The sequence below is a fragment of the Roseovarius sp. YIN77 genome, assembly GCF_057219155.1.
Genome location: NZ_JBXVVI010000001.1, coordinates 118,890 through 142,691, shown reverse-complemented (window position 1 = coordinate 142,691; position 23,802 = coordinate 118,890). Strand labels below are relative to the sequence as shown.

The 23,802-nt window shown below is 57.9% G+C and carries 20 protein-coding genes; 5 read left to right on the top strand and 15 right to left on the bottom strand.

The features are described from left to right. Positions 1-102: 102 nt before the first annotated feature. The 8 genes from AC2D8P_RS00650 to AC2D8P_RS00615 form a co-directional block, all read right to left on the bottom strand. A complete protein-coding gene (locus tag AC2D8P_RS00650; protein WP_484699553.1) occupies positions 103-885 on the bottom strand; it encodes a crotonase/enoyl-CoA hydratase family protein in 783 nt (260 codons plus the stop codon). Next, positions 878-1,744 carry a hydroxymethylglutaryl-CoA lyase gene (locus tag AC2D8P_RS00645; RefSeq protein ID WP_484699552.1) on the bottom strand — a complete coding sequence of 289 codons (867 nt, stop codon included), beginning with the start codon at positions 1,742-1,744 and terminating at the stop codon, positions 878-880. Before AC2D8P_RS00645 ends, AC2D8P_RS00650 begins: the two co-directional genes overlap by 8 nt. After that, a complete protein-coding gene (locus tag AC2D8P_RS00640) occupies positions 1,725-3,686 on the bottom strand; it encodes an acetyl/propionyl/methylcrotonyl-CoA carboxylase subunit alpha (protein WP_484699550.1) in 1,962 nt (653 codons plus the stop codon). Before AC2D8P_RS00640 ends, AC2D8P_RS00645 begins: the two co-directional genes overlap by 20 nt. A gap of 97 nt (positions 3,687-3,783) precedes the next feature. Further along, on the bottom strand, positions 3,784-5,388 hold the full coding sequence (locus AC2D8P_RS00635) for a carboxyl transferase domain-containing protein (RefSeq protein WP_484699549.1): 1,605 nt from the start codon (positions 5,386-5,388) through the stop codon (positions 3,784-3,786). Beyond that, positions 5,385-6,335, bottom strand: a complete 951-nt coding sequence (locus AC2D8P_RS00630; RefSeq protein ID WP_484699547.1) for a hypothetical protein — start codon at positions 6,333-6,335, stop codon at positions 5,385-5,387. Before AC2D8P_RS00630 ends, AC2D8P_RS00635 begins: the two co-directional genes overlap by 4 nt. 133 nt (positions 6,336-6,468) lie before the next feature. Next, entirely contained in the window at positions 6,469-7,632 is a 1,164-nt protein-coding gene (locus tag AC2D8P_RS00625) for an acyl-CoA dehydrogenase family protein (protein WP_484699546.1), read from the bottom strand. Between the two features lie 126 nt (positions 7,633-7,758). Beyond that, a complete protein-coding gene (locus tag AC2D8P_RS00620; protein ID WP_484699544.1) occupies positions 7,759-8,955 on the bottom strand; it encodes a DegT/DnrJ/EryC1/StrS family aminotransferase in 1,197 nt (398 codons plus the stop codon). Positions 8,956-9,005: 50 nt separating this feature from the next. Next, entirely contained in the window at positions 9,006-9,683 is a 678-nt protein-coding gene (locus tag AC2D8P_RS00615; protein WP_484699542.1) for an HAD-IA family hydrolase, read from the bottom strand. Between the two features lie 128 nt (positions 9,684-9,811). Between AC2D8P_RS00615 and glmU the strand changes: the two genes are divergently transcribed. Together glmU and glmS are read left to right on the top strand one after the other, a co-directional pair. Continuing rightward, positions 9,812-11,167, top strand: coding sequence for a bifunctional UDP-N-acetylglucosamine diphosphorylase/glucosamine-1-phosphate N-acetyltransferase GlmU (gene glmU, locus AC2D8P_RS00610; protein ID WP_484699540.1), 1,356 nt, complete (start codon positions 9,812-9,814; stop codon positions 11,165-11,167). After that, complete coding sequence (glmS, locus tag AC2D8P_RS00605) at positions 11,167-12,990, top strand: glutamine--fructose-6-phosphate transaminase (isomerizing) (RefSeq protein ID WP_484699538.1); 1,824 nt, start codon at positions 11,167-11,169, stop codon at positions 12,988-12,990. The genes glmU and glmS overlap by 1 nt, the downstream gene beginning before the upstream one ends. 3 nt (positions 12,991-12,993) lie before the next feature. On the opposite strand, the gene AC2D8P_RS00600 is transcribed toward glmS, so the two are convergent. Then, positions 12,994-13,473, bottom strand: coding sequence for a D-galactarate dehydratase (locus AC2D8P_RS00600; RefSeq protein ID WP_484699537.1), 480 nt, complete (start codon positions 13,471-13,473; stop codon positions 12,994-12,996). A gap of 108 nt (positions 13,474-13,581) precedes the next feature. Here AC2D8P_RS00600 and AC2D8P_RS00595 point away from each other — a divergent pair, with 108 nt between their 5' ends. Both AC2D8P_RS00595 and moaA read left to right on the top strand, forming a co-directional pair. Then, entirely contained in the window at positions 13,582-14,259 is a 678-nt protein-coding gene (locus tag AC2D8P_RS00595) for a DNA alkylation repair protein (protein WP_484699536.1), read from the top strand. Between the two features lie 50 nt (positions 14,260-14,309). Next, entirely contained in the window at positions 14,310-15,317 is a 1,008-nt protein-coding gene (gene moaA, locus AC2D8P_RS00590; RefSeq protein WP_484699534.1) for a GTP 3',8-cyclase MoaA, read from the top strand. Position 15,318: 1 nt separating this feature from the next. On the opposite strand, the gene AC2D8P_RS00585 is transcribed toward moaA, so the two are convergent. The 6 genes from AC2D8P_RS00585 to msrB form a co-directional block, all read right to left on the bottom strand. Further along, the gene (locus AC2D8P_RS00585; protein ID WP_484699532.1) at positions 15,319-16,482 is read right to left on the bottom strand and encodes a M20 aminoacylase family protein; all 1,164 of its coding nucleotides are present in this window, start codon (positions 16,480-16,482) and stop codon (positions 15,319-15,321) included. 71 nt (positions 16,483-16,553) lie between these two features. Beyond that, a complete protein-coding gene (locus AC2D8P_RS00580; RefSeq protein WP_484699530.1) occupies positions 16,554-17,834 on the bottom strand; it encodes a DUF3422 family protein in 1,281 nt (426 codons plus the stop codon). Between the two features lie 178 nt (positions 17,835-18,012). Then, entirely contained in the window at positions 18,013-19,455 is a 1,443-nt protein-coding gene (locus AC2D8P_RS00575) for an NAD(P)(+) transhydrogenase (Re/Si-specific) subunit beta (protein WP_484699528.1), read from the bottom strand. Positions 19,456-19,467: 12 nt separating this feature from the next. Beyond that, entirely contained in the window at positions 19,468-21,039 is a 1,572-nt protein-coding gene (locus AC2D8P_RS00570; protein WP_484699527.1) for a Re/Si-specific NAD(P)(+) transhydrogenase subunit alpha, read from the bottom strand. 192 nt (positions 21,040-21,231) lie between these two features. Continuing rightward, the gene (locus AC2D8P_RS00565; protein WP_484699526.1) at positions 21,232-21,984 is read right to left on the bottom strand and encodes a gamma-glutamyl-gamma-aminobutyrate hydrolase family protein; all 753 of its coding nucleotides are present in this window, start codon (positions 21,982-21,984) and stop codon (positions 21,232-21,234) included. An 80-nt stretch (positions 21,985-22,064) separates the two neighbouring features. Further along, a complete protein-coding gene (gene msrB / locus AC2D8P_RS00560) occupies positions 22,065-22,541 on the bottom strand; it encodes a peptide-methionine (R)-S-oxide reductase MsrB (RefSeq protein WP_484699524.1) in 477 nt (158 codons plus the stop codon). Between the two features lie 272 nt (positions 22,542-22,813). Here msrB and cobS point away from each other — a divergent pair, with 272 nt between their 5' ends. Then, positions 22,814-23,800: a cobaltochelatase subunit CobS gene (gene cobS, locus AC2D8P_RS00555; RefSeq protein ID WP_484699523.1), complete on the top strand. Its 987-nt coding sequence runs from the start codon at positions 22,814-22,816 to the stop codon at positions 23,798-23,800. Positions 23,801-23,802: the final 2 nt, after the last annotated feature.

Sequence of the window (23,802 nt, the reverse complement as noted above, 5' to 3'; positions counted from 1 at the left end):
ACCCCGGATCATCGGGCATCTGCTTCGGGTATGGAAAAGGGGCGCCGCCCCTCTGAGCCTGCGGCTCATTCACCCCGAGGTATTTAAAGCGAAAGGAAACTATCAGACCATCCAACGCGCCTTGCGTTTCTCGAAAAAGGCGGCGATCCCTTCGCGGGCCTCGTCGCCCTCCCATTGTCGGGCCAGCGCTGCGATGGAATGATTGATGGTCGCCTGATCAATGCTCGCCCCCAAATCCTGCGCCAGCGCCTTGGCCGCGGCAACGGCCCCGGGTGCGCAGTTCAGATAGGGGATGACTTCCGCCTCAATCGCCTGATCCAGTTCCTCCGGCACCACGGCGCGCGCCAGCAGATCCAGCGATACGGCCTCCTCTGCACCGAAGATGCGTGATGACATGAACACACGACGCGCCTTGCCCTCGCCCATCCGGGCGATGACATAGGGGCCGATGGTGGCGGGGATCAGACCCAGCCGGGTTTCCGTCAGGCCGAATTTCGTATTCGTTACCCCAACCGCCACATCGCAGACAGATATCAGCCCAATCCCACCCCCAAAGGCCTGCCCGTTGATCCGCCCGATCAGGGGTTTGGGCAAGCGGTTCAGGGCATGAAGCATCTCTGCCAGTTTCCGCGCCTCTGCCATACGCGTGTCGGGATCGGCGGTGATCTGGTTCTGCATCCATGACAAGTCTGCCCCGGCGCAAAAGCTCTGCCCCGTGCCGGTCAGAACAACCGCACGAATATCATCATCTGATGCGATCTGCGCTGCGGCCTCTGTCAGTTCTGAAATCATCTGCCCTGACATGGCATTGTGTTTGCCCGGCAGGTTCAGCGTCAATACCGCCACCCCACGGGCATCGGTGGTGACGGAAAGGGTGTCAAACACGGGTTTGTCCCCTCAGACCTCCTGCCACATCAACGGCCCGAACCAGGGCCTCCGTATCTAGCCCAGTGTCGTATCCCAACGCCTTTAGATGGCCGTCAATCACGTCTGTCGCAATATTACCGGGTGCGCCGGGTGCAAAGGGGCAACCGCCAAGTCCGGCGACCGAAGCATCAAAAACCCGGATCCCCAATGACAGCGCCGCATCAATATTGCTGATCGCGCGCCCACCAGTGTCGTGAAAATGCCCGGCCAGACGGTGCACCGGCACCACATCGCGCACTTTCAACAGCATCCGCGCCACACTGTCGGGCGTGCCCTTGCCGACCGTGTCGCCCAACGACACCTCGTAGCACCCCATGGCAAACAGCGCCTCTGCCACCTTTGCCACCTGTTCAGGCGCGACCGGTCCATCATGTGGGCAATCGGTAATGCAAGACACATAGCCCCGCACCGGCAGATCGATATGGCGCGCGGCCTCCAGCACCGGGCGAAATCCATCCAGACTGTCGGCAATGGACATGTTCAGGTTGGCCATTGAAAACCCTTCAGAGGCGGCGGCAAACACCGCGACCTCATCGGCCCCAGCCGTAACAGCGGCCTCGTATCCTGTTCTGTTTGGCACCAGCGCACCATAAGATACCCCCGGCGCGCGGCTGATCCCGGTAAACACCTGATCGCTATCCGCCATCTGCGGCACCCGCTTGGTCGAGACGAAAGCCCCCACTTCGATCCGCCGAAATCCGACCTGCGACAACGCATCAATCAGCGCGATCTTATCCGCCAAACTGACCGGCCCGGGTTCGTTCTGTAATCCATCGCGGGGGCCGACCTCTACGATTTCAACGGGTTGTACTGCCATCTTTATCTTCCTCCTCAAGCCGGATCAAAACCTGCCCGGCTGCGACCTGCGCGCCTGGTTTGACCAACACCTCTGCCACCACGCCGTCCCCGGCGGCGGTCAGGGTGTGTTCCATTTTCATCGCCTCCTGCACGGCCAGCGCCTGGCCGGCTGTAACCTGATCCCCGGCCCGAACATGAACCGCCTTGACCAGACCCGGCATCGGCGCCTCTATCACCAACCCGGCAAACCCTGCGCCCGTTTCCCGGTCCAGCAGATCGGGTATCTGAAACTGATCGCTCCCATCCCCAAAAACCCACAATTCCGCCCCGTGACGAAACACCGACAGACGGGTTCGCACACCATCAACGCACCAGCCATCTTGCGAATACTGGACGTCAATCTGCCGGGCGTCCAGCGTTACCTGAAACCGGCCTGCAGCCCGCACCACCACCGCAGCCGATTCATCGCCGCCTCGCGACCGAAGCGTGACCCGTTGCACGATTGGTTGCCACAGGGAAAACCCGGCCATCGGATCATCCAGTCGGTCAAGCCCCAACGCCGCAATGGCCGCCACGGCAACCACGTCCGATCGTGGCTCTGTCATCGCGGCAAACCGCTCCAGATCGCGCCCGATCAACCCGGTATCCACCTCCCCCTCGACAAAGCCATCATGCGCGCATAGCGCCCGAAGAAATCCCAAATTGGTGGTGACACCGGCGATTTCGGTCCCGGCCAAAGCCCGGTCCAAGCCCGACAAGGCCGTCCGGCGATCCGGGCCATGCACAATCACCTTGGCAATCATCGGGTCATAATATGTACTGATCTCATCCCCTGCGCGCACCCCGCAATCGGCCCGCACATCCGGTGGAAAGCGTAAGTGATGCAACCGCCCCGTTGCTGGCAAAAACCCCGCCGGTACGTCCTCTGCATAAAGCCGCGCCTCAAACGCATGGCCGGTAATTGTCAGGTCCTCCTGCCGGGCGGGCAAGGCTTCGCCCGCCGCCACCCGCAACTGCCATTCAACCAGATCGATCCCCGTGATCGCCTCTGTCACCGGGTGTTCAACCTGCAATCGCGTGTTCATCTCCATGAACCAGAACCGATCCGGGCGCAGCCCGTCCGATCCGTCAACGATGAACTCCACTGTCCCGGCCCCTGCATAACCTATCGTCTCTGCCGCGCGCACAGCGGCCTGCCCCATGGCGGCGCGCATCTCATCCGTCATACCCGGCGCGGGGGCCTCCTCGATCACCTTCTGATGCCGTCGTTGCAGGGAACAATCCCGTTCAAACAGATGCACCGCCTGCGTGCCGTCACCAAAGACCTGCACCTCGATATGGCGCGGGCTTTGTACGAATTTCTCGATCAGCACTGCATCATTGCCAAAGGCTGCCTGCGCCTCTGCGCGTGCAGAGGATAGCGCCGCGGTGAAATCGACAGAGTGCTCCACTAATCGCATGCCCTTGCCACCACCGCCCGCCACCGCCTTGATCAGCACCGGATATCCAATCCGTTCCGCCTCTCGGGCCAGCAGATCATCCTCCTGATCGGCCGCGTGATAGCCGGGCACAACGGGTACGCCAACCTTTTCCATCAATGCCTTGGCGGCATCCTTTAATCCCATGGCCCGGATCGCAGATGCCGATGGTCCGATAAAGGTCAACCCAGCTGCCTCTACCGCCTCTACAAAATCCGGGTTTTCAGACAGAAAGCCATATCCGGGATGGATCGCCTCTGCCCCGGCATCCAAGGCCGCGGCGATAATCGCATCGCCCCGCAGGTAACTTTCGGCAGATGTCGCCCCACCCAAACCAACCGCCTGATCCGCTAGCACCACGTGTTTGGCGTTTCGGTCGATATCAGAATAGACCGCCACGGTTCGCACCCCCATCCGTCGGGCGGTTTGCATGATCCGGCAGGCAATCTCGCCCCGGTTTGCGATCAGGATCTTGTTAAACATTACCGCCTCCGCGTTTTAAACACAGGCGGATCGGTGGCGAAATTGCCCACCGTCGCAATACCGACAAAATACCGACGTGATACATATGCGCGCCTCCTCACATCCGAAATACACCAAAGCGCGTATCCTCTATTGGCGCACACAGAGCCGCTGACAGAGACAGGGCCAGAACCCGCCGTGATTTCCGAGGATCGATGATCCCGTCATCCCATAGGCGTGCAGAGGCATAAAGCGGATGAGATTGTTCCTCAAACATATCAATCGTCGGCAGTTTGAAGGCCGCTTCTTCCTCATCCGACCAGCTGCCGCCAGCGCGTTCAATCGCATCCCGTTTGACCGTCGCCAACACGCCTGCCGCCTGTTCCCCGCCCATCACAGAAATCCGTGAATTTGGCCATGACCACATGAACCTTGGCTGATAAGCCCTTCCAGACATTCCATAATTACCAGCGCCAAAGGAACCACCGATCACCATTGTGACCTTGGGGACAGAGGTTGTGGCCACCGCTGTCACCAACTTGGCCCCATGGCGCGCGATGCCCTCATTTTCGTATTTTTGGCCCACCATGAACCCGGTGATGTTTTGCAAAAACACCAGCGGGATTTTGCGTTGTGAACACAGCTCTACAAAATGCGCGCCCTTCTGCGCGGCCTCTGAAAACAGCACACCGTTATTGGCGATAATCCCCACCGGACAGCCCATCACATGCGCAAATCCACATACAAGAGTCTCCCCAAATCGCTGTTTAAATTCATCAAATCTCGATCCATCAACGATCCGCGCAATCACCCCTCGCACATCATAGGGGGTGCGCAAATCAGCGGGCACAATGCCCAAAATCTCCTCTGGGTCATAGGCAGGCTCCTCTGGTGTAGCCCAATTCACCGTCGCAGGTTTCGCCCAGTTCAACGATCCAACCGCCTGTCGCGCCAGCGCCAGTGCATGGGCATCATCCTCGGCCAGATAATCGGCGACACCAGACAAGCGCGTATGCACGTCCCCACCGCCAAGCTCTTCTGTTGAAACGATTTCCCCGGTCGCAGCCTTCACCAACGGTGGCCCGGCGAGGAAAATCGTCCCCTGATCCTTCACGATAATTGTCACGTCTGACATCGCCGGAACATAGGCCCCACCCGCCGTACACGACCCCATCACAACAGCGATTTGCGGGATTCCTGCGGCGCTCATCCGGGCCTGATTATAGAATATTCGGCCAAAGTGATCCCGATCCGGGAAGACCTCATCCTGATTGGGCAGGTTGGCCCCACCACTATCGACCAGATAGATACAGGGCAACCGGCATTCCTGCGCAATTTCCTGCGCGCGCAAATGCTTTTTCACCGTCATCGGGAAATAGGTGCCGCCCTTGACCGTCGCATCATTGCAAACGATCATAACCTCTTGATTTTCAACGCGTCCGACGCCCGCAATCACGCCTGCACACGGGGCGGCTCCGCCATACATCCCATGCGCCGCCGTGGCGCCAACCTCCAGAAATGGCGAGCCAGGATCCAACAGCCCCGCCACCCGATCCCGCGGCAACATCTTTCCCCGCCCCACATGCCGCGCGCGCGATTTTTCACCACCGCCTGCGGCGGCACGTTGGGCAGCCTCGGTAATGATCGCCAGCATCGCTTCATGCGCTTTGCGGTTGGCACGGAAGCTGTCAGAGCTTGTCAGGAGTTGCGATTTCAGCTTCATTGCGCCTGCTCCCTATCTTCCCCGCGTAGACGCGGGTCCTGGCCGAGATACCATTGATACAGGGTGAGCCAGTCAGAGGCTGCGTTGGCCGCGTCAAAGACACAGGCCTGCAGCATGTCCTCGCCGACATCGGCATCACCGCAATCGCGATCTATATCCGCCAGCGTCGCGGCGGGTGGTTCAATCGGATCGGCGGCCAGGAACGTCGGCGCCATGGGGTTCGCGGCAAGGTGATCGTACAAATCGCCCGGCGCGCCCTCACCAAAATACTGAATCAAAGTCCGCCAGCCCCCAAAGTTCTGCCACATGCAGTCGGCACCTTCGCAAAACCCGGCAAAGGGCGGCAAACCGCATTGCTCGGGCTCTTCCTGCGCGGGATGGGCCATCATACAAGCGAGGTTGGTCTGAGCCACAGGAGGGAGATCACCTAAACCTGGATTCCATGTATCCATCGCGTCGAAACTGGCTTGAATCCAGCGAATATTGTCAATTTCACCATCAATCAGGCAATCCGCCTGTTCTGCTTCCCGACCGATGAGAAAGTCTGTACATCTGTCTCGGCGGTTGATCAGGCGCGCCTCAAGCGTAGCGAGAAATGCTGGTTTTGAAAATCCCGGCAGCGCCTCGCCCCGATCGAGGAGCCTGCTGCCAAGCTCAAGACCCAAGGCCGACCATGCAGCATGCGTCCCGTGCGCGCAAATCGCCGGATCGGTGTCACAGTCCAGCGCACCCTCGCCCTTGCAGACGGCGATATCTTCTCCGGCATTCCGCGCCTTCGTGACACAGGCCTTCAGCACTTCGTATTCCTGGGGATCGGCCAACCCCAACGGCTGCGCGGTCAGTGGTGCAGCCAGTAACACTAAGACGAGCGCGAGCATCGCCCTATGCACAGCGCGGATGGCTCGGCAGACGTGGAAACTAGTTAGGATGGAGGAGGCGAGCTTCATGATGCAATCACCCCGACGACCAGAAAGCCAGCCAAAACAAACCTCGTCAAACTCGCGGCCCCGAGGATATACCGCCCCCAAATGGTCAGACCTGCAATCTGCTCGTACTTCTGAGTCTCGCGTCCAACTTGCCTCATCCCATCGTCCCCATCAGTTCCCGCCCGATCAGCATCCGGCGGATTTCAGAGGTACCAGCGCCGATCTCCATCAGTTTAGCGTCGCGAAATAACCTGCTGACATTGCTATCATTCATGAACCCAGCACCCCCCATGGCCTGCACCGCCTGATGGGCCTGCACCATGGCCTGTTCTGACGAATACAAAACACAGGCCGCCGCATCCTGCCGGGTCACCGTGCCCCGGTCGCAGGCTTTGGCAACCTCATACACATAGGCGCGCGCCGAATTCATCGCGGTGTACATATCGGCGATCTTGCCCTGCATCAGTTGGAAGGACCCGATCGGTTGTCCGAACTGTTTACGCTCTGCCAGATAGGGCATCACCTCGTCCAAACAGGCCGCCATAATCCCCAACCCTATGCCGGACAAAATCACGCGTTCATAATTCAGCCCTGACATTAAAACCCGAATGCCGCGGCCTTCTTCGCCCAGAATATTCTCCGCAGGCACATGTACATTTTCAAACACCAACTCGGCGGTGTTTGAGCCGCGCATTCCCAATTTGTCAAAATGAACAGAGGTTGTGAAACCCTTAAAATCACGCTCAATAATAAAGGCAGTAATCCCTTTAGATCCAGCGCTAGGATCGGTCTTGGCATAGATGACCAGCGTGTCGGCATCCGGCCCGTTGGTGATCCAGTACTTCGTGCCATTCAACAGGTAGTAACCATCCCGCCGCTCCGCCTGCAGCGCCATCGACACCACGTCAGACCCTGCCCCTGCCTCGCTCATCGCCAGCGCCCCAACATGGTGCCCTGACACCAGATCGGGCAGATACTTGGCCTTCTGCGCCTCTGACCCGTTCAAACGGATCTGATTGACGCACAGGTTCGAATGCGCCCCGTAAGACAAGGCGACAGAGGCAGAGGCACGCGCAATCTCTTCCACCGCCACAACATGCGCCAGATAGCCCATGTCCGCCCCGCCATAGACCTCTGGCACCGTGATGCCCAGCAGGCCCAGCTCCCCCATTTCCGGCCACAGCTCTGCGGGGAAGACATTGTCGCGATCGATCTGCGCGGCCATTGGTTTTAGGCGTTCCTGCGCCCAGCGGTGAACCATATCCCGCAAGGCGTTAACGTCCCCCCCCAGATCAAATTGCATTGACGCGGTAAACATGGCAGCCCCTACTAACTGAACGTACGTTCAATTAATACCGCAAAGACAACCCAACGGTCAAGATGCCCCATTCAGGCCATGCAATGATATTGACTTCAGAGGCATCAGGTTGCCTCAGACCCGCGCTTAACCCTTTTGATAAACGCTGCCGACTTCGTCCCGAATGATACTGGCAATCAATGCGCAATCTTCCAGGCTAAAGATTAGCGGCAGCCGCATATCCAGAATGCTGCGCAGCACCCGATCGCTATCTGGCATGCGTTCTGACGGCGCATAGCGCCAGCTGTCATAGCGAGAGGTAAAGCCAGCAGGCTCTGCCCCTCCAAACCATTTTAGCTCCACTCCACGGGCCGCACAGCGCGCGACAACCTCGTTCACCTTGTCGATATCCCAATCCAACAGCAGAAACTGAATGGAAGAGGCGACAAATGCCTCCCTCGCCGGCCGATCGATCAGCGTCAGACCTGGCGTTTCACGCAATCCATCCTCGACAACCCGATAACGCGCGTTCCAGGCGGCGCATTGATCGTCCAGCTTGCGCAATTGTGGTCGTAGGATCGCGGCCCTCAGGTTGTCCATGCGTCCCGACACATTCGGGGTCTGGTATTTAATCTCTGCAAACGCCTCGACTGGCGGGGCCGCACGGTGACGTTCAAACAGCATATAGCTGCCTGACAGGATCGTCGCCCGCGCCATCAGGTCCGGGTCATCGGAAATCAAAAATCCGCCCTCCCCGGAATTCAGGTGCTTGTAGGTTTGAGTTGAATAGGCGGCCATTGCACCGTGACGCCCGGACAAAACACCGTTCCACCGCGCGCCCATCGTATGGGCGCAATCCTCAACCACTTGAACACCGACGGCATTGCAGATTTCCATCAACCGGTCCATGTCGCAGATATGGCCGCGCATATGGCTCAGCATTAGAACCCGCGCACCGGTCGCCGCAATCTTGGCCTGCAGATCCTCCAGATCGATGACTAAATCTTCCGTCACACCAACAAAGGCCGGAACAGCGCCAATACTGGCAATCGCCCCAGGCACTGGGGCCAATGTGAAGGCATTGGTTAAAACCACGTCACCCGGTTTGACCTGCAGCGCACGCAATGCCGTTGCCAGTGCATATCCACCGGACGCCACGGCCAGGCAATATTTCGCCCCCATATAGTCGGCGAATTCTTCCTCCAGCAGTGCGGTTTCACCGGCCTCGCCCCCTGCCACGTTATAGCGATGCAGACGACCGCTGCGCATCACGGACAACGCGGCCTCAATCGCCTCTTCGGGGATAGGTTCCTGCTGTGTGAAACTGCCCGTGAATTTCTGCATGACTGTCGCCTCCTGTTTGGGCGCGACACTGTCCAATCTCGGATATCAGGTCAAGCGCGTCTGGCCCGAAAAACTTCGGCCACCAGCCCTGCCAAGTCGTCATAATGATGCAAAAGCGCATCCGGCGCCATCGATGCCACGCCTTGCCCCTCGGGCCCGAAGGTCACCAGAACCGAGGGCACGCCAACAGCGCGTGCCGTTTCGTGGTCGGTTACTGTGTCACCAACCAGCAAGGATTTTTCCACAACGCCACCTGCCCGCTCCACTGCCGCCCGATAGGGCAAGGGATCCGGTTTTCTGACAGGCAGCGTATCCGCCCCGATCAGCGACCCGAACAAATCCCTGATCCCCAAGCGGGTGATCAATTCTTTGGCCAAGCCTTCGGGCTTGTTGGTGCAGATCGCCGTGCGATATCCAGTGGCCAGTAAATTTGACACCGCCCCGATCACACCGGGGTAAAGCACCGTGTGATGATCCAGCTTGTCGGCATAGGCAGACAGGAGCAACGGAAAGTTTTCTTCGATCTCGTCTGTGCGCGCCGCGCCGTTCACGCGCTCAAATCCCAATGTCAGCATCGCGCGCCCACCGCGAAAGGCGGTGGATTTGTCGGCATCAGCGTCCAACACATTTCCATGCCCCAGTCGCCGGAAACAACTGTTTGCCGCCTCAATCAGATCAGCGCCTGTATCGGCCAGCGTTCCGTCCAGATCAAACACAACTGTGTACATCTTTGTCCCTTTTCGGCAGAATCCCGCGTGTCTGTGTAACCGATTGTCAGGCTTTTTGAAGTGCCCGCCCCTTGCGGCACCGCGTGATACGGATAAAAGGGCATCAAAGACAGTGAAAAGAACAATATATGACGCTTAGTTTGGTTATTCTTGCCGCCGGGCAAGGCACACGAATGAATTCTGATCTGCCAAAAGTGCTGCATCCGTTGGGTGGCGCACCAATGCTGCACTACGCCATGGACATTGCCCGCCATGTCGAACCGGTAAGAACCGTGGTGATCGCGGGTTACAAAGGCGATGATGTCGAGGCCGCAGCCATAGATCACAATCCTGACGCTATCGTTGTGCGGCAAGAGGAGCAGCTAGGCACCGCCCATGCAGTGTTACAGACCGAAACGGCACTGGCCGATGCGGTTGGCGATATCCTCGTTTTACTGGGGGATACTCCGTTTTTTCGGGCAGAGATTGTCGATGAATTGATCGCCGCACGCGCATCACATGATGTCGTCTTTATGGGCTTTGATACGCCATGCCCTGATCGCTATGGCCGGTTTGTGATGAACGGCGATGAGTTGGAAAAAATTGTCGAGTTCAAAGACACGACCGAAGCGGAACGAAAAATCACCCTCTGCAACGCCGGCATTGTGCTTGCCAGCCGTGAAACACTGTTCTCTCTGCTTGCGGACGTCAAAAACGACAATGCCGCTGGCGAATACTACCTGCCCGATATTGTCGATGTTGCCCATGCACGCGGGCTGTCGGTCGGTGCCGTGATTTGCGCAGATGATGAGATTCAGGGCATTAACTCCCGCATGGAACTCTCTGTTGCCGAAGGGAAATTGCAAAATCACCTGCGGACCGAAGCGTTAACCAACGGCGTAACCATGACTGCCCCGGAAACGGTGATCTTCGCCGCAGACACGGTGATTGGACGCGACAGTGTGATTGAACCGCATGTGGTCTTTGGCCCCGGTGTCACGGTTGAGTCCGGCGCCACCATCCGCGCATTTTCGCATTTGGAGGGCTGCCATGTCGCCCGCGGTGGCATCATCGGCCCCTATGCTCGCCTACGCCCCGGCGCAGAGCTGGCAGAAGACGTGAAGATCGGCAATTTTGTTGAGATCAAAAACGCAGAACTGGCCGAGGGCGCAAAGGTCAATCACCTGTCTTACATCGGCGACGCCTCCGTCGGCGCCGCCGCCAACATTGGCGCGGGAACTGTGACCTGCAATTATGACGGCGTGATGAAACACAGGACAGAGATTGGCGAACGCGCCTTTATCGGATCCAGCACGATGCTGGTCGCCCCGGTTCGCGTCGGGGACGAGGCTATGACCGCCAGCGGATCTGTGATCACGCAAAACGTGCCGGACGGTGCGCTGGCCTTGGGGCGGGCGAAACAAGAGACAAAGCCCGGTCTTGCGCGCAAGCTCTTCGCCAAACTCCGCGCCGCGAAAGCCGCGAAAAACAAGGAAAAATCATAATGTGTGGCATCGTCGGAATTCTGGGCAATCACGAGGTCGCCCCCATGCTGGTCGAGGCATTAAAGCGGCTGGAATATCGCGGTTATGACAGCGCCGGGATCGCAACCGTATCGCGTGGCGCGCTGGATCGGCGTCGCGCCGTTGGCAAACTGGTCAACCTGTCAGACCTTCTGGTTCATGACCCACTGCCCGGAAAATCTGGGATCGGCCACACCCGTTGGGCCACCCATGGTGCCCCGACAATTGCCAATGCCCACCCCCACCGCGCCGGAAATGTCGCTGTCGTTCACAACGGAATTATTGAAAATTTCAAAGAGTTGCGCGAAGAACTTGCAGCAAAAGGCATCGGCTTTGAAACCGACACGGACACCGAAACCGTTGCTCTCTTGGCGCGCGATTTCATGGAACAGGGCCTGTCCCCACGAGAAACCGCAACCGCAACCATTGCCCGGCTAGAGGGCGCTTTTGCCCTATGCTTCCTGTTCGAGGGCGAAGATGACCTTATGATCGCTGCTCGCAAGGGCTCCCCCTTGGCCATTGGTCATGGGGATGGCGAAATGTTTGTGGGCTCTGACGCCATCGCGCTCGCCCCCATGACCAACCGCATCACCTATCTGGAGGAAGGCGACCGCGCCGTTGTCACCCGCAACAGTGTCGAGATTTATGACGAGGCCGGTCATCAAACAAACCGCCCCATGAAAACGATCCAGATTGATGCCACCCGGATCGAAAAGGGCGGCTACAAACATTTCATGGCCAAAGAAATCGCCGAGCAACCCGGCGTTTTGGGCAGCGCGATTTCCCATTATGTTGGCACCCGGGGCAAAACGATTTCTCTGCCCGACACGCTGATCGATTTCACAACGGTTGATCGGGTCATTCTGGTGGCCTGTGGCACCGCCTATTACGCCTGCCTCACCGCGAAATACTGGCTGGAACAAGTCGCCCGCATCCCGGCAGAGGTCGATGTGGCCTCTGAATTCCGCTATCGCGAACCCCCGATTTCGGGCAACACGGTGGCAATCTTCGTCAGCCAATCCGGCGAAACCGCCGATACGCTGGCCGCGCTTCGCTACTGCAAGGGCAAGGCCGGGCAGATCGTATCGGTGGTCAACGTGCCCGAAAGCTCCATCGCGCGCGAAAGCGATGTCGCCCTGCCCATTCATGCCGGTGTCGAAGTTGGCGTCGCCTCGACCAAGGCCTTTACCTGCCAGCTGAACGTTCTGCTAACCCTGTCGCTGCATGCAGCCGCCACCCGTGGTCACCTGACCGACGAGGCACTGTCCGAAGCCATCGCTGGCCTTCGCAACCTGCCGGGCTTGCTTAACCACGCACTTGGGCTGTCAGACGAGTTGAAACGCGCTGCAAAACAGCTGAGCAAGGCGCGCGATGTGCTCTATCTAGGGCGTGGCGCCATGTATCCACTGGCGCTGGAGGGCGCATTAAAACTAAAAGAAATCAGCTACATCCACGCCGAAGGTTATGCATCGGGGGAGCTAAAACACGGCCCCATTGCACTGATCGACAAAGAGGTTCCCGTCGTTGTCATGGCCCCGTCAGACGCGCTTTTTGAAAAGACGGTATCAAACATGCAAGAGGTCATGGCCCGCGACGGTAAGGTGCTGTTGATCACCGATGCCAAGGGCGCGAAATCCGCCGGTCAGGATGTGTGGAAAACCATCATCATGCCCGAAGCACCGGAACTGATCTGCCCGTTGCTCTATTCCGTCCCGGCGCAGCTTTTGGCCTATTACGCTGCCGTGGCAAAGGGCACAGATGTGGATCAACCCCGCAATCTGGCGAAATCGGTGACCGTGGAATAACCCCTAGTCACCGTAGACCACCAGCTCCGGCAGATCCGTCAGGGGAATGTTCAACAATCGCATGGCAGGCAGGGAAATCTGGCTGCCCGCCCCTGCGGCCCCCTCCAACGGGCGCAATTCAACCGCCACCCGTTCACCGCCGCTTGCCCGCTGGATATACCCTTCCTGCACTTCGGAAATCAAAGGCGTCTTTAACCAAAATCCCGGCTCTGTCGGGGCGCCGAGGCTGGCAATGGTTGTCCCCAGCTTGCGGCCCGTGCCCTGCGCTGTGGCTGCCGCCTGCCGTTGCTCTGCCGTTGTCGTGTCAAACTGCTCAACCGTTCTGGCGCTTTGCACGGGTGCGGGTGCAGACGTCAGCTCCGTCTCCCCCTGAACAGGTTCGGATACAGGCTCTTTTTGATTGATACTGGGCAAGCTCACCTGCAGCTCTGCACAGCCCGCCAGCAGGCCAAACGAAGCTATTGAAACAATTAAATCTCTCATTCCTCAAATCTAGGACCTGCATGCCAGTACCGCAATTACCCATTTGACCTTGTGCTACATTCCACTAGGCGCATAGAACATCTGCGACCCACCACACGGAATAGCCCCATGACGCCCGACGAAGCCCTCTCCCTTCTGCGAAACGCATCCGTACCCGGGAGGGCCGAGCAGATGGCCGCTTATCACAAGCAAACCCGGCAGGTCATTGGTACCCCCAATCCCGCGATGAACGACATAACAACAGAGTGGCGTCGCGCCCTAAGCGTTCCCGAACGCGTGAAGCTCGCGGCGGAGCTTTGGGACAGCGATGTATTCGAGGCCCGCATCGCCGCCGCGAAACTGCTGACCCAAGCGCGCATTCGCCCTGATCACGACGCGTGGGAACTCATCTCTTCCTGGGTGCCGCAATTTGACGGTTGGGCCATCGCCGATCACGCTTGCACAGCGGGTCAAAAACGTCTGGTTGCTGATCCGACGCGGATTGATCAGGTGGAGGAATGGATAACATCCGATCAAATGTGGAACCGGCGCGCGGCCCTGGTGATCACCCTGCCCTGGACCAAGCAAAATCATCCGAACGCCGCGGATCTTGCCATTCGCGACCGCGTCTTGGGTTGGGCCGCCAGCTATGTGACCGACGCGAATTGGTTTATCCAGAAGGCCGTCGCCTGGTGGCTGCGTGACTTGTCAAAACATGATCCAGAACGCGTCAGGGTGTTTTTGGATAGCCACGGCGAACAAATGAAACCGTTCGCGCGCAAAGAGGCACAGAAATATCTACGCTAAATCCTGTGTCACACTTGCTCTGCCCGCTCCCGACGATTACCTATGCCCACATGAACACGCCCCTGATTGATCCCTTCCAGCGCGCCATCACCTACTTGCGCGTTTCCGTGACGGACCGCTGCGATTTTCGCTGCGTCTATTGCATGTCGGAAAACATGACCTTTCTGCCCAAGAAAGAATTGCTGACACTGGAAGAGCTGGATCGCCTGTGTTCCACCTTCATCAACCTCGGTGTTCGCAAGCTTCGGATTACGGGTGGGGAACCCCTGGTCCGGCGCGGGATCATGGGCTTTTTTGAGGGCATGTCCCGCCATTTGGACGCGGGCGCGCTTGATGAATTGACCCTGACCACCAATGGCTCACAATTGCACCGTTTTGCAGGGCCGCTCTATGATGCGGGCGTTCGTCGGATCAACATCTCTTTGGATACGCTGGATGACGACAAATTTGCCAAAATCACCCGCTGGGGCCGATTAAAACAAGTCCTGAACGGCATCGACGCCGCCCAAAAGGCGGGGCTGAGGGTCAAGATCAACACCGTCGCCCTGAAAGGCGTGAATGACAGTGAGCTGTTTGCGCTGACAGAATGGTGCGCAGACCGCGATATGGACCTGACCTTTATCGAGGTCATGCCCATGGGCGATATCGGCAACGAGGACCGGTTGGATCAATATTGGCCGCTCTCTGATTTGCGCCGTCAGTTGGAAAGCCGCTACACCACCACAGATCTGGCCGATCGCACCGGCGGTCCGGCGCGTTACCTGCGGCTGGAAGAAACCGGGCAAAAGGTCGGCCTGATCACGCCACTCACCCATAACTTCTGTGAAAGCTGCAACCGCGTCCGCATCACCTGCACGGGAGAGATTTACACCTGCCTTGGGCAAGAGGGTAAATCAGACCTGCGCCCGCCGCTGCGCGACTATCCAAACTCAAACGACATGTTGGAACAAGCCATTCACGCGGCCATCGGCACAAAACCCAAAGGCCACGATTTCGACTATTCCCGGCAAGGGGTAGCGGGCCAGATGTCCCGCCACATGAGCCATACGGGCGGGTAGGTTAGCCCACCGGCATCCGTTGTTCAACCATCTCAGCCCACCAACTGCATCCGGCCGGGATAGTTTCGTCGTTGAAATTGTATTTGGGGTTGTGCACCGGCGCCGTGTCACCATTACCAACCAGAATATAAGCCCCGGGCCGTTCGTTCAGCATAAAGGCAAAATCCTCACCCCCCATGATCAACGGGGCCTCCTCACAATTGCCTGAAACTATCACCGCAGCGTCTGATGCAAAATCGGTTTCCCGCTCGGCATTGACCATCACCGGATAGTTTCGCTGATAGTCCACCTGTGCCGTCGCGCCATAGGCCTGCGCCGTGGTTTCTGCCAACACCTTCAGGCGTGCCTCTGCCATATCCTGCACCTCTGGATCCAGCGACCGAACGGTGCCTTTCAGTTCCACTTGGGTGGGGATCACATTGAAGGCCTTTGAATCCGTTTCCATCGATGTCACCGACACCACCACCTGTTTGACCGGATCGATATTGCGGCTGGCAATGGTTTGCAGCGCAATCACGATCTGGCTGGCCACCACCGTCGGATCGATGGTTTCGTGGGGTTTGGCTGCATGTCCGCCCTTTCCCAGAACATCGATCCTGAAAAGGTCGGCAGAGGCAAAAAACGAACCCGCCCGGATACCAAACTGCCCCACCGGCACGCCGGGCCAATTGTGCATGCCGTACACTTCCTGAATGCCAAAGCGGTCCATCAGCCCGTCCTTACACATCTCGCGGCCACCGCCGCCGCCCTCCTCGGCCGGCTGAAAGATCACCACGCAAGTGCCGTCAAAATTCCGGGTCTCGGCCAGATATTTCGCAGCCCCTAGCAACATCGCCGTATGCCCGTCATGCCCGCAGGCATGCATCTTTCCGGGGTTTTTAGAGGCGTAATCCAACCCGGTCGCCTCCTCAATCGGCAACGCATCCATATCGGCACGCAATCCCACAACCCTGCCCGCCGTGTCACTGCGTCCCTTGATCACCCCAACCACACCGATCCTGCCGATCCCGGTTACCACCTCATCACAGCCAAATTCACGCAACCGCGTCTCGACAAAAGCTGCCGTTTCCACTGTGTCGAACATCAATTCGGGATTTTCATGCAAATGACGTCGCCATCCGGTGATCTCTGCATGAAGCTCGGCAAAGCGATTTTTAATGGGCATAAGCAATCTCTGACAGTTTCGGCGTTGGCGCAGCATTCCAAACACCCGACCCGCCGACAAGCGAAATCGCATCAGTGAACAGAGTTTCGTATCTTTCTGACCACCCACCAGACCGATGCCACCACCAATGGGACCAACCCCGCCATCAGCCACGCCTTGTCCAAGCCCGCAGATTTGGCCGCTGGCATCAGGAAATAGCCTGCAAGGTTCAGCGCATAGTAACTGATCGCCACCACCGACAGCCCCTCAACCGTCTTTTGCAGCCGCAACTGCAAATCTGCCCGCCGGTTCATGCTTTCCAGCAATTTCTGGTTCTGGGCCGACCGTTCCACATCCACCCGGGTACGCAACAACTCTGCCACACGCCGGGCACGTTGCGACACATCGGACAGACGGGCTTCGGTTGATTTGACGGTCCGCATCGCGGGCTCAAACCGGCGGATCATGAATTCAGAAAAGGTCTGCCGTTCCGCAAACCGGTTTTCGGTCATTATTTTCACCCGGTCCCAGACAATCGACGAATAGGCCGACGTGCCCGCAAACCGAAAGCTCGATTTCGCCATCTGATGTTCCAGCTCGGCGGACAATTGCAACAGATCCGCCAGCGTTTTATCTGCTGGCACCTCGTCACTGGCCATTTCAAGCGCCAGTTCATTCAGCCGACCCTCGATCCGGCTCAGATCGTCACGCAAATCCCGAACCATGCTAAACCCCTGCATGGCAATCGCTTTGTAGGTCTCAATCTCGCAGGCGCGCTGGATCACCTGACCAATTTCATGCGCCCGTGTTTCCGGGGCGACAAAGGCGGCAAATCGCGTGTGTCCCGCCGGATCAATGCGGAAATCCCCGGCCACGATGACCTTGCCGGAATTGGTCACATTCACCGCAAGGCTTTCAGACACGAACCATTTGCGCAGCTTGGCCCGGATATCTTCTTCGCTTTGATTGACTTCGATCCGAAACAGGGCAGAGCTCAACCTTTGCCCCGGGGATACAGACAGCCAATCCTGCGGGAACAGGCCAAAGGTCGTGCCATCAAACGGGCGGTCCGCCACCCCTTCGCCAAACAGAGTATAGCTCACAAATTCCGTATGCTGTTCCCATTTCAACTGCAGATTACCAATCTCACCAAAGTAATGGGTCGCGCCAGGGGCCGGGTGCGGGGCACCAAATCGGTCCAGCAACTGCAACAGATGGCGGCGCGCTGCGTCGCCCTGCCCGCCTTCAGCCTCTGCATCCCGTGTGATTGCCAGATAGGCCGCATGGCAAGGCGCCTGAACCGCAGGAAAGGGTCTGGCATGCAGCTCATTGGCCAGCTTGTAGCGCAGCGGATGGTCCAGAATTGGCGTCATAACAACCTTCGCAAACTGTGGGCGTCAACAGGGTTGCTTTGCAATTACTATTACATTTCAATTAATTAAAGGAATACATCGGCATACAGCTTGCCCTGGGCGCGATTGCCGACCCTTCAGCATAAAAAAAGCGCCCAATGCCAATGGATTGGGCGCTTTTGCGACATATTCGCTCAGGTCACTCGATCAGAGCCAACAGCTTGTTCAGGCTTTCGCGCGCATCCCCATAAAACATGCGGGTGTTTTCCTTAAAGAACAGCGGGTTTTCGATGCCGGAATACCCGGTCCCCTGCCCGCGCTTTGATACAAACACCTGCTTGGCCTTCCAGCACTCCAGAACCGGCATCCCGGCAATCGGGCTGTTCGGATCATCTTGGGCGGCCGGGTTCACGATGTCGTTTGACCCGATCACAATGGCCACATCGGTCGATGGGAAGTCATCGTTGATCTCGTCCATTTCCAGCACGATGTCATAGGGCACCTTGGCCTCGGCCAAGAGCACATTCATATGCCCTGGCAGACGCCCGGCCACCGGGTGAATGGCGAACCGCACCTCTTTGCCCTTGCCACGCAGATTGCGCACCAGTTCTGATACCGCCTGCTGGGCCTGCGCCACGGCCATACCGTAGCCCGGGATGATGATGATGCTGTCAGCATCGTCCAACGCCGCAGCCACGCCTTCGGCCTCAATGGCGATCTGTTCGCCCTCTACCGCCATCTGTTCGCCCGCCGGGCCACCAAAGCCGCCCAGGATCACGCTGACAAAATGCCGGTTCATGGCGCGACACATGATGTAAGACAGGATCGCACCGGAAGAGCCCACAAGCGCACCAACCACGATCAACAGATCATTGCCGAGGCTGAAACCAATCGCCGCCGCGGCCCAGCCGGAATAGCTGTTCAGCATCGACACCACGACAGGCATATCCGCGCCGCCAATCCCCATGATCAGGTGATAGCCGATAAAGAGCGCCGCCAACGTCATGATAAAGAGCGGCAGGAACCCACCAGAATTGAAGTACCAGATCAGACACAGGACAGAGATAATCGCCGCCCCAGCGTTCAACGCGTGGCCACCCGGCAGCTTCGTCGCGGCAGAGGTCACTTTGCCTGCCAGCTTGCCAAAGGCAATGACTGATCCGGTAAAGGTGATCGCCCCGATAAAGACGCCCAGAAACAGCTCAACCCGTAGGATGTTGATCTCAACAGCCGTTTTCTTGGCAATCAGCGCCCCAAACGTGCCCAGATCATGCAGGTACTCGCCGCCCATAGCCTTGGCATCAGCAACATTTCCGATTTCAAAATGCGCGATAAAGCCGACAAACACCGCCGCCAGACCGACCAGCGAATGCATCGCTGCCACCAGTTGCGGCATCTCCGTCATCTGGACGCGTTTGGCGACATAGGTGCCGATAATCCCGCCTGCTGCAATCAGGATAACCGACAACAGCCACAGGCCCGATCCCGGCCCGATCAAGGTCGCAGCAACCGCCAGCCCCATGCCGACAATTCCGTACCAGACCGCGCGTTTCGCGCTTTCTTGGTTAGACAGGCCGCCAAGGGACAGAATGAACAGAACAGCCGCAACAACATAGACGGCAGTGGTAAAACCGAATTCCATCTTCAGTCCCCCTTAGGATTTCTGGAACATGGCGAGCATGCGCCGTGTGACAAGGAAACCGCCGAAGATGTTAATTCCGGCCATGAAGATCGACAGCGCCGCCAGCAAGATCACCAGGAACGACCCGGATCCAACCTGCATCAGCGCGCCCAAAATGATGATCGACGAGATCGCATTCGTCACCGCCATCAACGGGGTGTGCAGGCTGTGGCTGACATTCCAGATCACCTGGAACCCAACAAAGACCGACAGCACAAAGACGATAAAATGCTGCATGAAACTGGCCGGCGCATACATGCCAACCAGCATAATCAGGACCGCACCTGTGCCCAGCAGGGTCACCTGCTTCTTGGTCTGCGCTTTGAACTCGGCCACTTCGGCTGCACGTTTTTCCTCGGGCGTCAGTTCCTTAACCGCCGCCTTGGGTTTTGCCGCAATCGCCTGAATTTTTGGCGGTGGCGGCGGGAAGGTAATCTCACCTGCATAGGTAACTGTCGCGCCACGAATGACGTCATCTTCCATGTTGTGATTGACCTGACCGTCCTTTTCCGGGGTCAGGTCGGTCATCATATGGCGGATGTTGGTGGCATAAAGGCTCGATGCCTGTGCCGCCATCCGGCTGGGGAAATCAGTATATCCGATGATCGTCACACCGTTATCCGTCACGATCTTTTCATCCGCGACAGTCAGTTTGCAGTTCCCGCCCTTTTCAGCCGCCAGATCGACGATGACCGAACCCGGCTTCATCGCGGCAACCATATCCTCGGTCCACAGCTCCGGGGCCTCCCGGTTGGGGATCAGGGCCGTGGTGATGACGATATCCACCTCTGGCGCCAGTTCGCGGAACTTGGCCAGCTGCGCCTCGCGGAACTCAGGCGACGACACCGACGCATAACCGCCGGTCGCAGCACCGTCCTGCTGTTCCTCTTCGAAGTCGAGGAAGACAAATTCCGCGCCCATCGATTCAACCTGCTCTGCCACCTCGGGCCGCACGTCAAAGGCAAGCGTGATCGCGCCCAGCGATGTCGACGTCCCGATCGCGGCCAAACCGGCCACACCAGCACCGACCACCAAAACCTTGGCTGGCGGCACCTTGCCCGCGGCCGTCACCTGACCGGTGAAAAACCGGCCAAAATTGTTCCCGGCCTCAATCACAGCACGGTAACCGGCAATGTTGGCCATGGACGACAACGCATCCATTTTCTGCGCCCGGCTGATACGCGGCACCATTTCCATGGCAATCACATTGGCACCAGCGGCCCGCGCCTTTTCCATCCCCGCCTCATTTGCCGCCGGGTTGAAGAAGGAAATCAGCGTCTGCCCTTCGCGCAGGCGCTTCATCTCTGTATCCGTGGGGATGCGCACCTTGGCCACGATGTCGGCGGCCTTGAACACGGCCGCGCCGGTTTTCAAAACCTCAACCCCCGCGTCCTTGTATTTTTGATCGGAAAATCCGGCTGCAGCACCTGCGCCGGTCTCGATCACACATTCATATCCCAGTTTTTGAAGTTGCAGAGCAGAATCCGGCGTCATCGCCACCCTGTTCTCACCCTCAATACTTTCCTTCGGCGCGCCGATTTTCACGTCCGTCGTCCCCTATTCTGTCAATTTGGCAGGGCCTGAATTCCGATTGAAACCAGGCATATTGCATCCGCAGAAGAATTCCACACCCGCTTCATATAGTCCAACCATTCCAAGCGCAACATAATGACGCAACGCAGCATAAAATGGTCGCAAATGTTGCGTAACTGGATGCCAATGTATACAAAAGCGGGGCTAGCGCCCGTCGTTCCAGCGCCTCACCGCATCGCCGAACGCCTCAAACAATGGGCGCGATACCGGGTCATTTGCTGCGTTCCATTCTGGATGCCATTGAACAGACAGGGTGAATCCCGGCGCACCCCCAACATAGATCGCCTCCGGCGTTCCGTCCTCGGCCCAGCCATCGACAACAATCCGCTGACCCGCTGTTTTGATCCCCTGACCATGAAGCGTATTGGTCAGCACTTTTTCTGCCCCCATCAGGTGATGAAACACCCCATCCTGATTGAAATTCACGGTGTGGCGCAGTTCGAATTTTTCCTCCAACGTCCCCTCGGGCGGCATGCGGTGATTCATTCGATCCGGCAATTCGCGAATCTCTGGGTGCAGTGTCCCGCCCATGGCCACGTTAACCTCTTGGAACCCGCGACAGACCCCCAAAACCGGTTGCCCGCGTTCAACACAGGCCCGGACCAGCGGCAGCGTTATAGCATCTCGGCACCGGTCAAACTCCCCATGGGCGTCAGTCGGGTCCTCACCATATTCTTCGGGGTGCACATTGGGGCGCCCACCAGTCAGCATAAACCCGTCAAAGGTTTCCAATAGTTCCGACACAGACACAAACCGCGGATCGGTCGGGATGAGCAACGGCAAACAACCCGACACATTTGCGATGGCATCCGAATTCATCGTGCCACCCGCATGGGTTGGATATTCGTCGTTCATTAAGTAAGAATTGGAGATGATACCGACTATCGGTCGCGACATTGTTCACCTGACGTATTTTCCGCCAGTATATCCAGCTTTCGTTTGGGTAAAAGTGGGATAATGCGGTATCAGGTCAATGATTAGGCGGATCGAAATTCCAGGCTCACACCATTGATGCAATGCCGTTTTCCAGTGGGCGCCGGGCCATCGTCAAAGATATGGCCCAGATGGCTACCACAACGCCGACAATGGGCCTCTGTATAGGTGCCCCAAAATGTCCGATCGGGTTTCGTCCCTATCGCATCTGGCAGGGCCTCGTAAAAGCTGGGCCACCCTGTGCCGCTGTCATATTTTGCCTCGGATGAATACAAGGCCAGTTCGCACCCACGGCAGTGATAGGTGCCGGGGTCATAGATTTTGTCCAAGGGGCTGGTTCCTGCCCGCTCTGTCCCCTCATCCCGCATGACCTTATATTCCAGCTTTGTCAGCATGGCGCGCCACTCTGCTTCTGTGCGGGTGACTTCAAACGCCTCCGCGCGTCCGGGCAACATAAACATGGCCGCACCTCCCATCAGCGTGGATCCCAACATCGCTCTTCGTGTTAAAAACCGTGCCATCGCGTCCTCTCGTTCTAACTCTTATGTCTTGCACCGGTGACTTCACTGCCTAATAGCCGATTTTCGGCGACACAGAGTTCACAATTTTGACAAGACCCGACAATTGCGCCCAGCCCGGGCACCCAAACCCGGTAAAATCCACGATCCAGTCCTGAACCTTTCTAAATCCAGATTGCACTTTCCCTTGCGCCACCGGGCGTAATATTGCACCACTGCCTCAACAGATAATCGCGGCACAGCGTGCCGTTTAAACTTTGCTATGGAATTGACAAATGGCGGACGGCACAATGGATATGACAGCCAAACCGACCGAGGAAATCTCGGTTCGCGACACCTTTGGGATAGACACTGACATGATGGTCCGTGGCTTTGCCGAACGGTCAGATCGGGTGCCTGAAATAGATACTACCTATAAATTTGACCCAGACACCACGCTGGCGATCCTTGCGGGTTTTGCCCATAACCGCCGGGTGATGGTTCAAGGCTATCACGGCACAGGGAAATCCACCCATATCGAACAGGTCGCGGCCCGCCTGAACTGGCCCGCTGTCCGCGTGAACCTTGACAGCCACATCAGCCGGATCGATCTGATCGGCAAAGACGCGATCAAACTGCGCGATGGCAAGCAGGTGACAGAGTTTCACGAAGGCATCCTGCCCTGGGCACTGCGCAATCCTGTGGCCATCGTCTTTGACGAATATGACGCAGGCCGCGCCGATGTGATGTTCGTGATTCAGCGGGTTCTGGAACATGATGGCAAACTAACCCTTCTGGATCAGAACGAGATCATCACGCCCCACCCGTCCTTCCGCCTGTTTGCAACTGCAAACACCGTCGGTCTGGGCGATACCACCGGGCTCTATCACGGGGTTCAGCAGATCAACCAGGCGCAGATGGACCGCTGGTCTCTGGTGGCTACGCTGAACTATCTGTCACATGACGCCGAAACCAACATTGTCCTGGCGAAAAACCCGCTCTTTAATAATGAGAAGGGCCGTAAAACCGTCAGCCAGATGGTCACCGTCGCCGATTTGACGCGCACGGCTTTCATGAATGGCGATCTGTCGACCGTGATGAGCCCGCGAACAGTGATCAACTGGGCGCAAAACACCCATATCTTCCGCGATGTGGGCTACGCCTTCCGCCTGACCTTCCTGAACAAGTGTGATGAGCTGGAACGTCAGACCGTGGCGGAGTTTTATCAGCGTTGCTTTGACGAGGAACTGCCTGAAAGCGCCGCCAGCATGAGCTTGGGATGAAT

What these genes read in the sequence shown, in the direction of transcription:
- AC2D8P_RS00565 (WP_484699526.1), bottom strand. Translation starts at nt 21,984, where the DNA reads ATGTCGCGACCGATAGTCGGTATCATCTCCAATTCTTACTTAATGAAC.
- moaA (WP_484699534.1), top strand. Translation starts at nt 14,310, where the DNA reads ATGAACACGCCCCTGATTGATCCCTTCCAGCGCGCCATCACCTACTTG.
- AC2D8P_RS00630 (WP_484699547.1), bottom strand. Translation starts at nt 6,335, where the DNA reads ATGAAGCTCGCCTCCTCCATCCTAACTAGTTTCCACGTCTGCCGAGCC.
- glmS (WP_484699538.1), top strand. Translation starts at nt 11,167, where the DNA reads ATGTGTGGCATCGTCGGAATTCTGGGCAATCACGAGGTCGCCCCCATG.
- AC2D8P_RS00625 (WP_484699546.1), bottom strand. Translation starts at nt 7,632, where the DNA reads ATGTTTACCGCGTCAATGCAATTTGATCTGGGGGGGGACGTTAACGCC.
- glmU (WP_484699540.1), top strand. Translation starts at nt 9,812, where the DNA reads ATGACGCTTAGTTTGGTTATTCTTGCCGCCGGGCAAGGCACACGAATG.
- AC2D8P_RS00600 (WP_484699537.1), bottom strand. Translation starts at nt 13,473, where the DNA reads ATGAGAGATTTAATTGTTTCAATAGCTTCGTTTGGCCTGCTGGCGGGC.
- AC2D8P_RS00615 (WP_484699542.1), bottom strand. Translation starts at nt 9,683, where the DNA reads ATGTACACAGTTGTGTTTGATCTGGACGGAACGCTGGCCGATACAGGC.
- AC2D8P_RS00645 (WP_484699552.1), bottom strand. Translation starts at nt 1,744, where the DNA reads ATGGCAGTACAACCCGTTGAAATCGTAGAGGTCGGCCCCCGCGATGGA.
- cobS (WP_484699523.1), top strand. Translation starts at nt 22,814, where the DNA reads ATGGCGGACGGCACAATGGATATGACAGCCAAACCGACCGAGGAAATC.
- msrB (WP_484699524.1), bottom strand. Translation starts at nt 22,541, where the DNA reads ATGGCACGGTTTTTAACACGAAGAGCGATGTTGGGATCCACGCTGATG.
- AC2D8P_RS00575 (WP_484699528.1), bottom strand. Translation starts at nt 19,455, where the DNA reads ATGGAATTCGGTTTTACCACTGCCGTCTATGTTGTTGCGGCTGTTCTG.
- AC2D8P_RS00595 (WP_484699536.1), top strand. Translation starts at nt 13,582, where the DNA reads ATGACGCCCGACGAAGCCCTCTCCCTTCTGCGAAACGCATCCGTACCC.
- AC2D8P_RS00635 (WP_484699549.1), bottom strand. Translation starts at nt 5,388, where the DNA reads ATGAAGCTGAAATCGCAACTCCTGACAAGCTCTGACAGCTTCCGTGCC.
- AC2D8P_RS00585 (WP_484699532.1), bottom strand. Translation starts at nt 16,482, where the DNA reads ATGCCCATTAAAAATCGCTTTGCCGAGCTTCATGCAGAGATCACCGGA.
- AC2D8P_RS00580 (WP_484699530.1), bottom strand. Translation starts at nt 17,834, where the DNA reads ATGACGCCAATTCTGGACCATCCGCTGCGCTACAAGCTGGCCAATGAG.
- AC2D8P_RS00620 (WP_484699544.1), bottom strand. Translation starts at nt 8,955, where the DNA reads ATGCAGAAATTCACGGGCAGTTTCACACAGCAGGAACCTATCCCCGAA.
- AC2D8P_RS00640 (WP_484699550.1), bottom strand. Translation starts at nt 3,686, where the DNA reads ATGTTTAACAAGATCCTGATCGCAAACCGGGGCGAGATTGCCTGCCGG.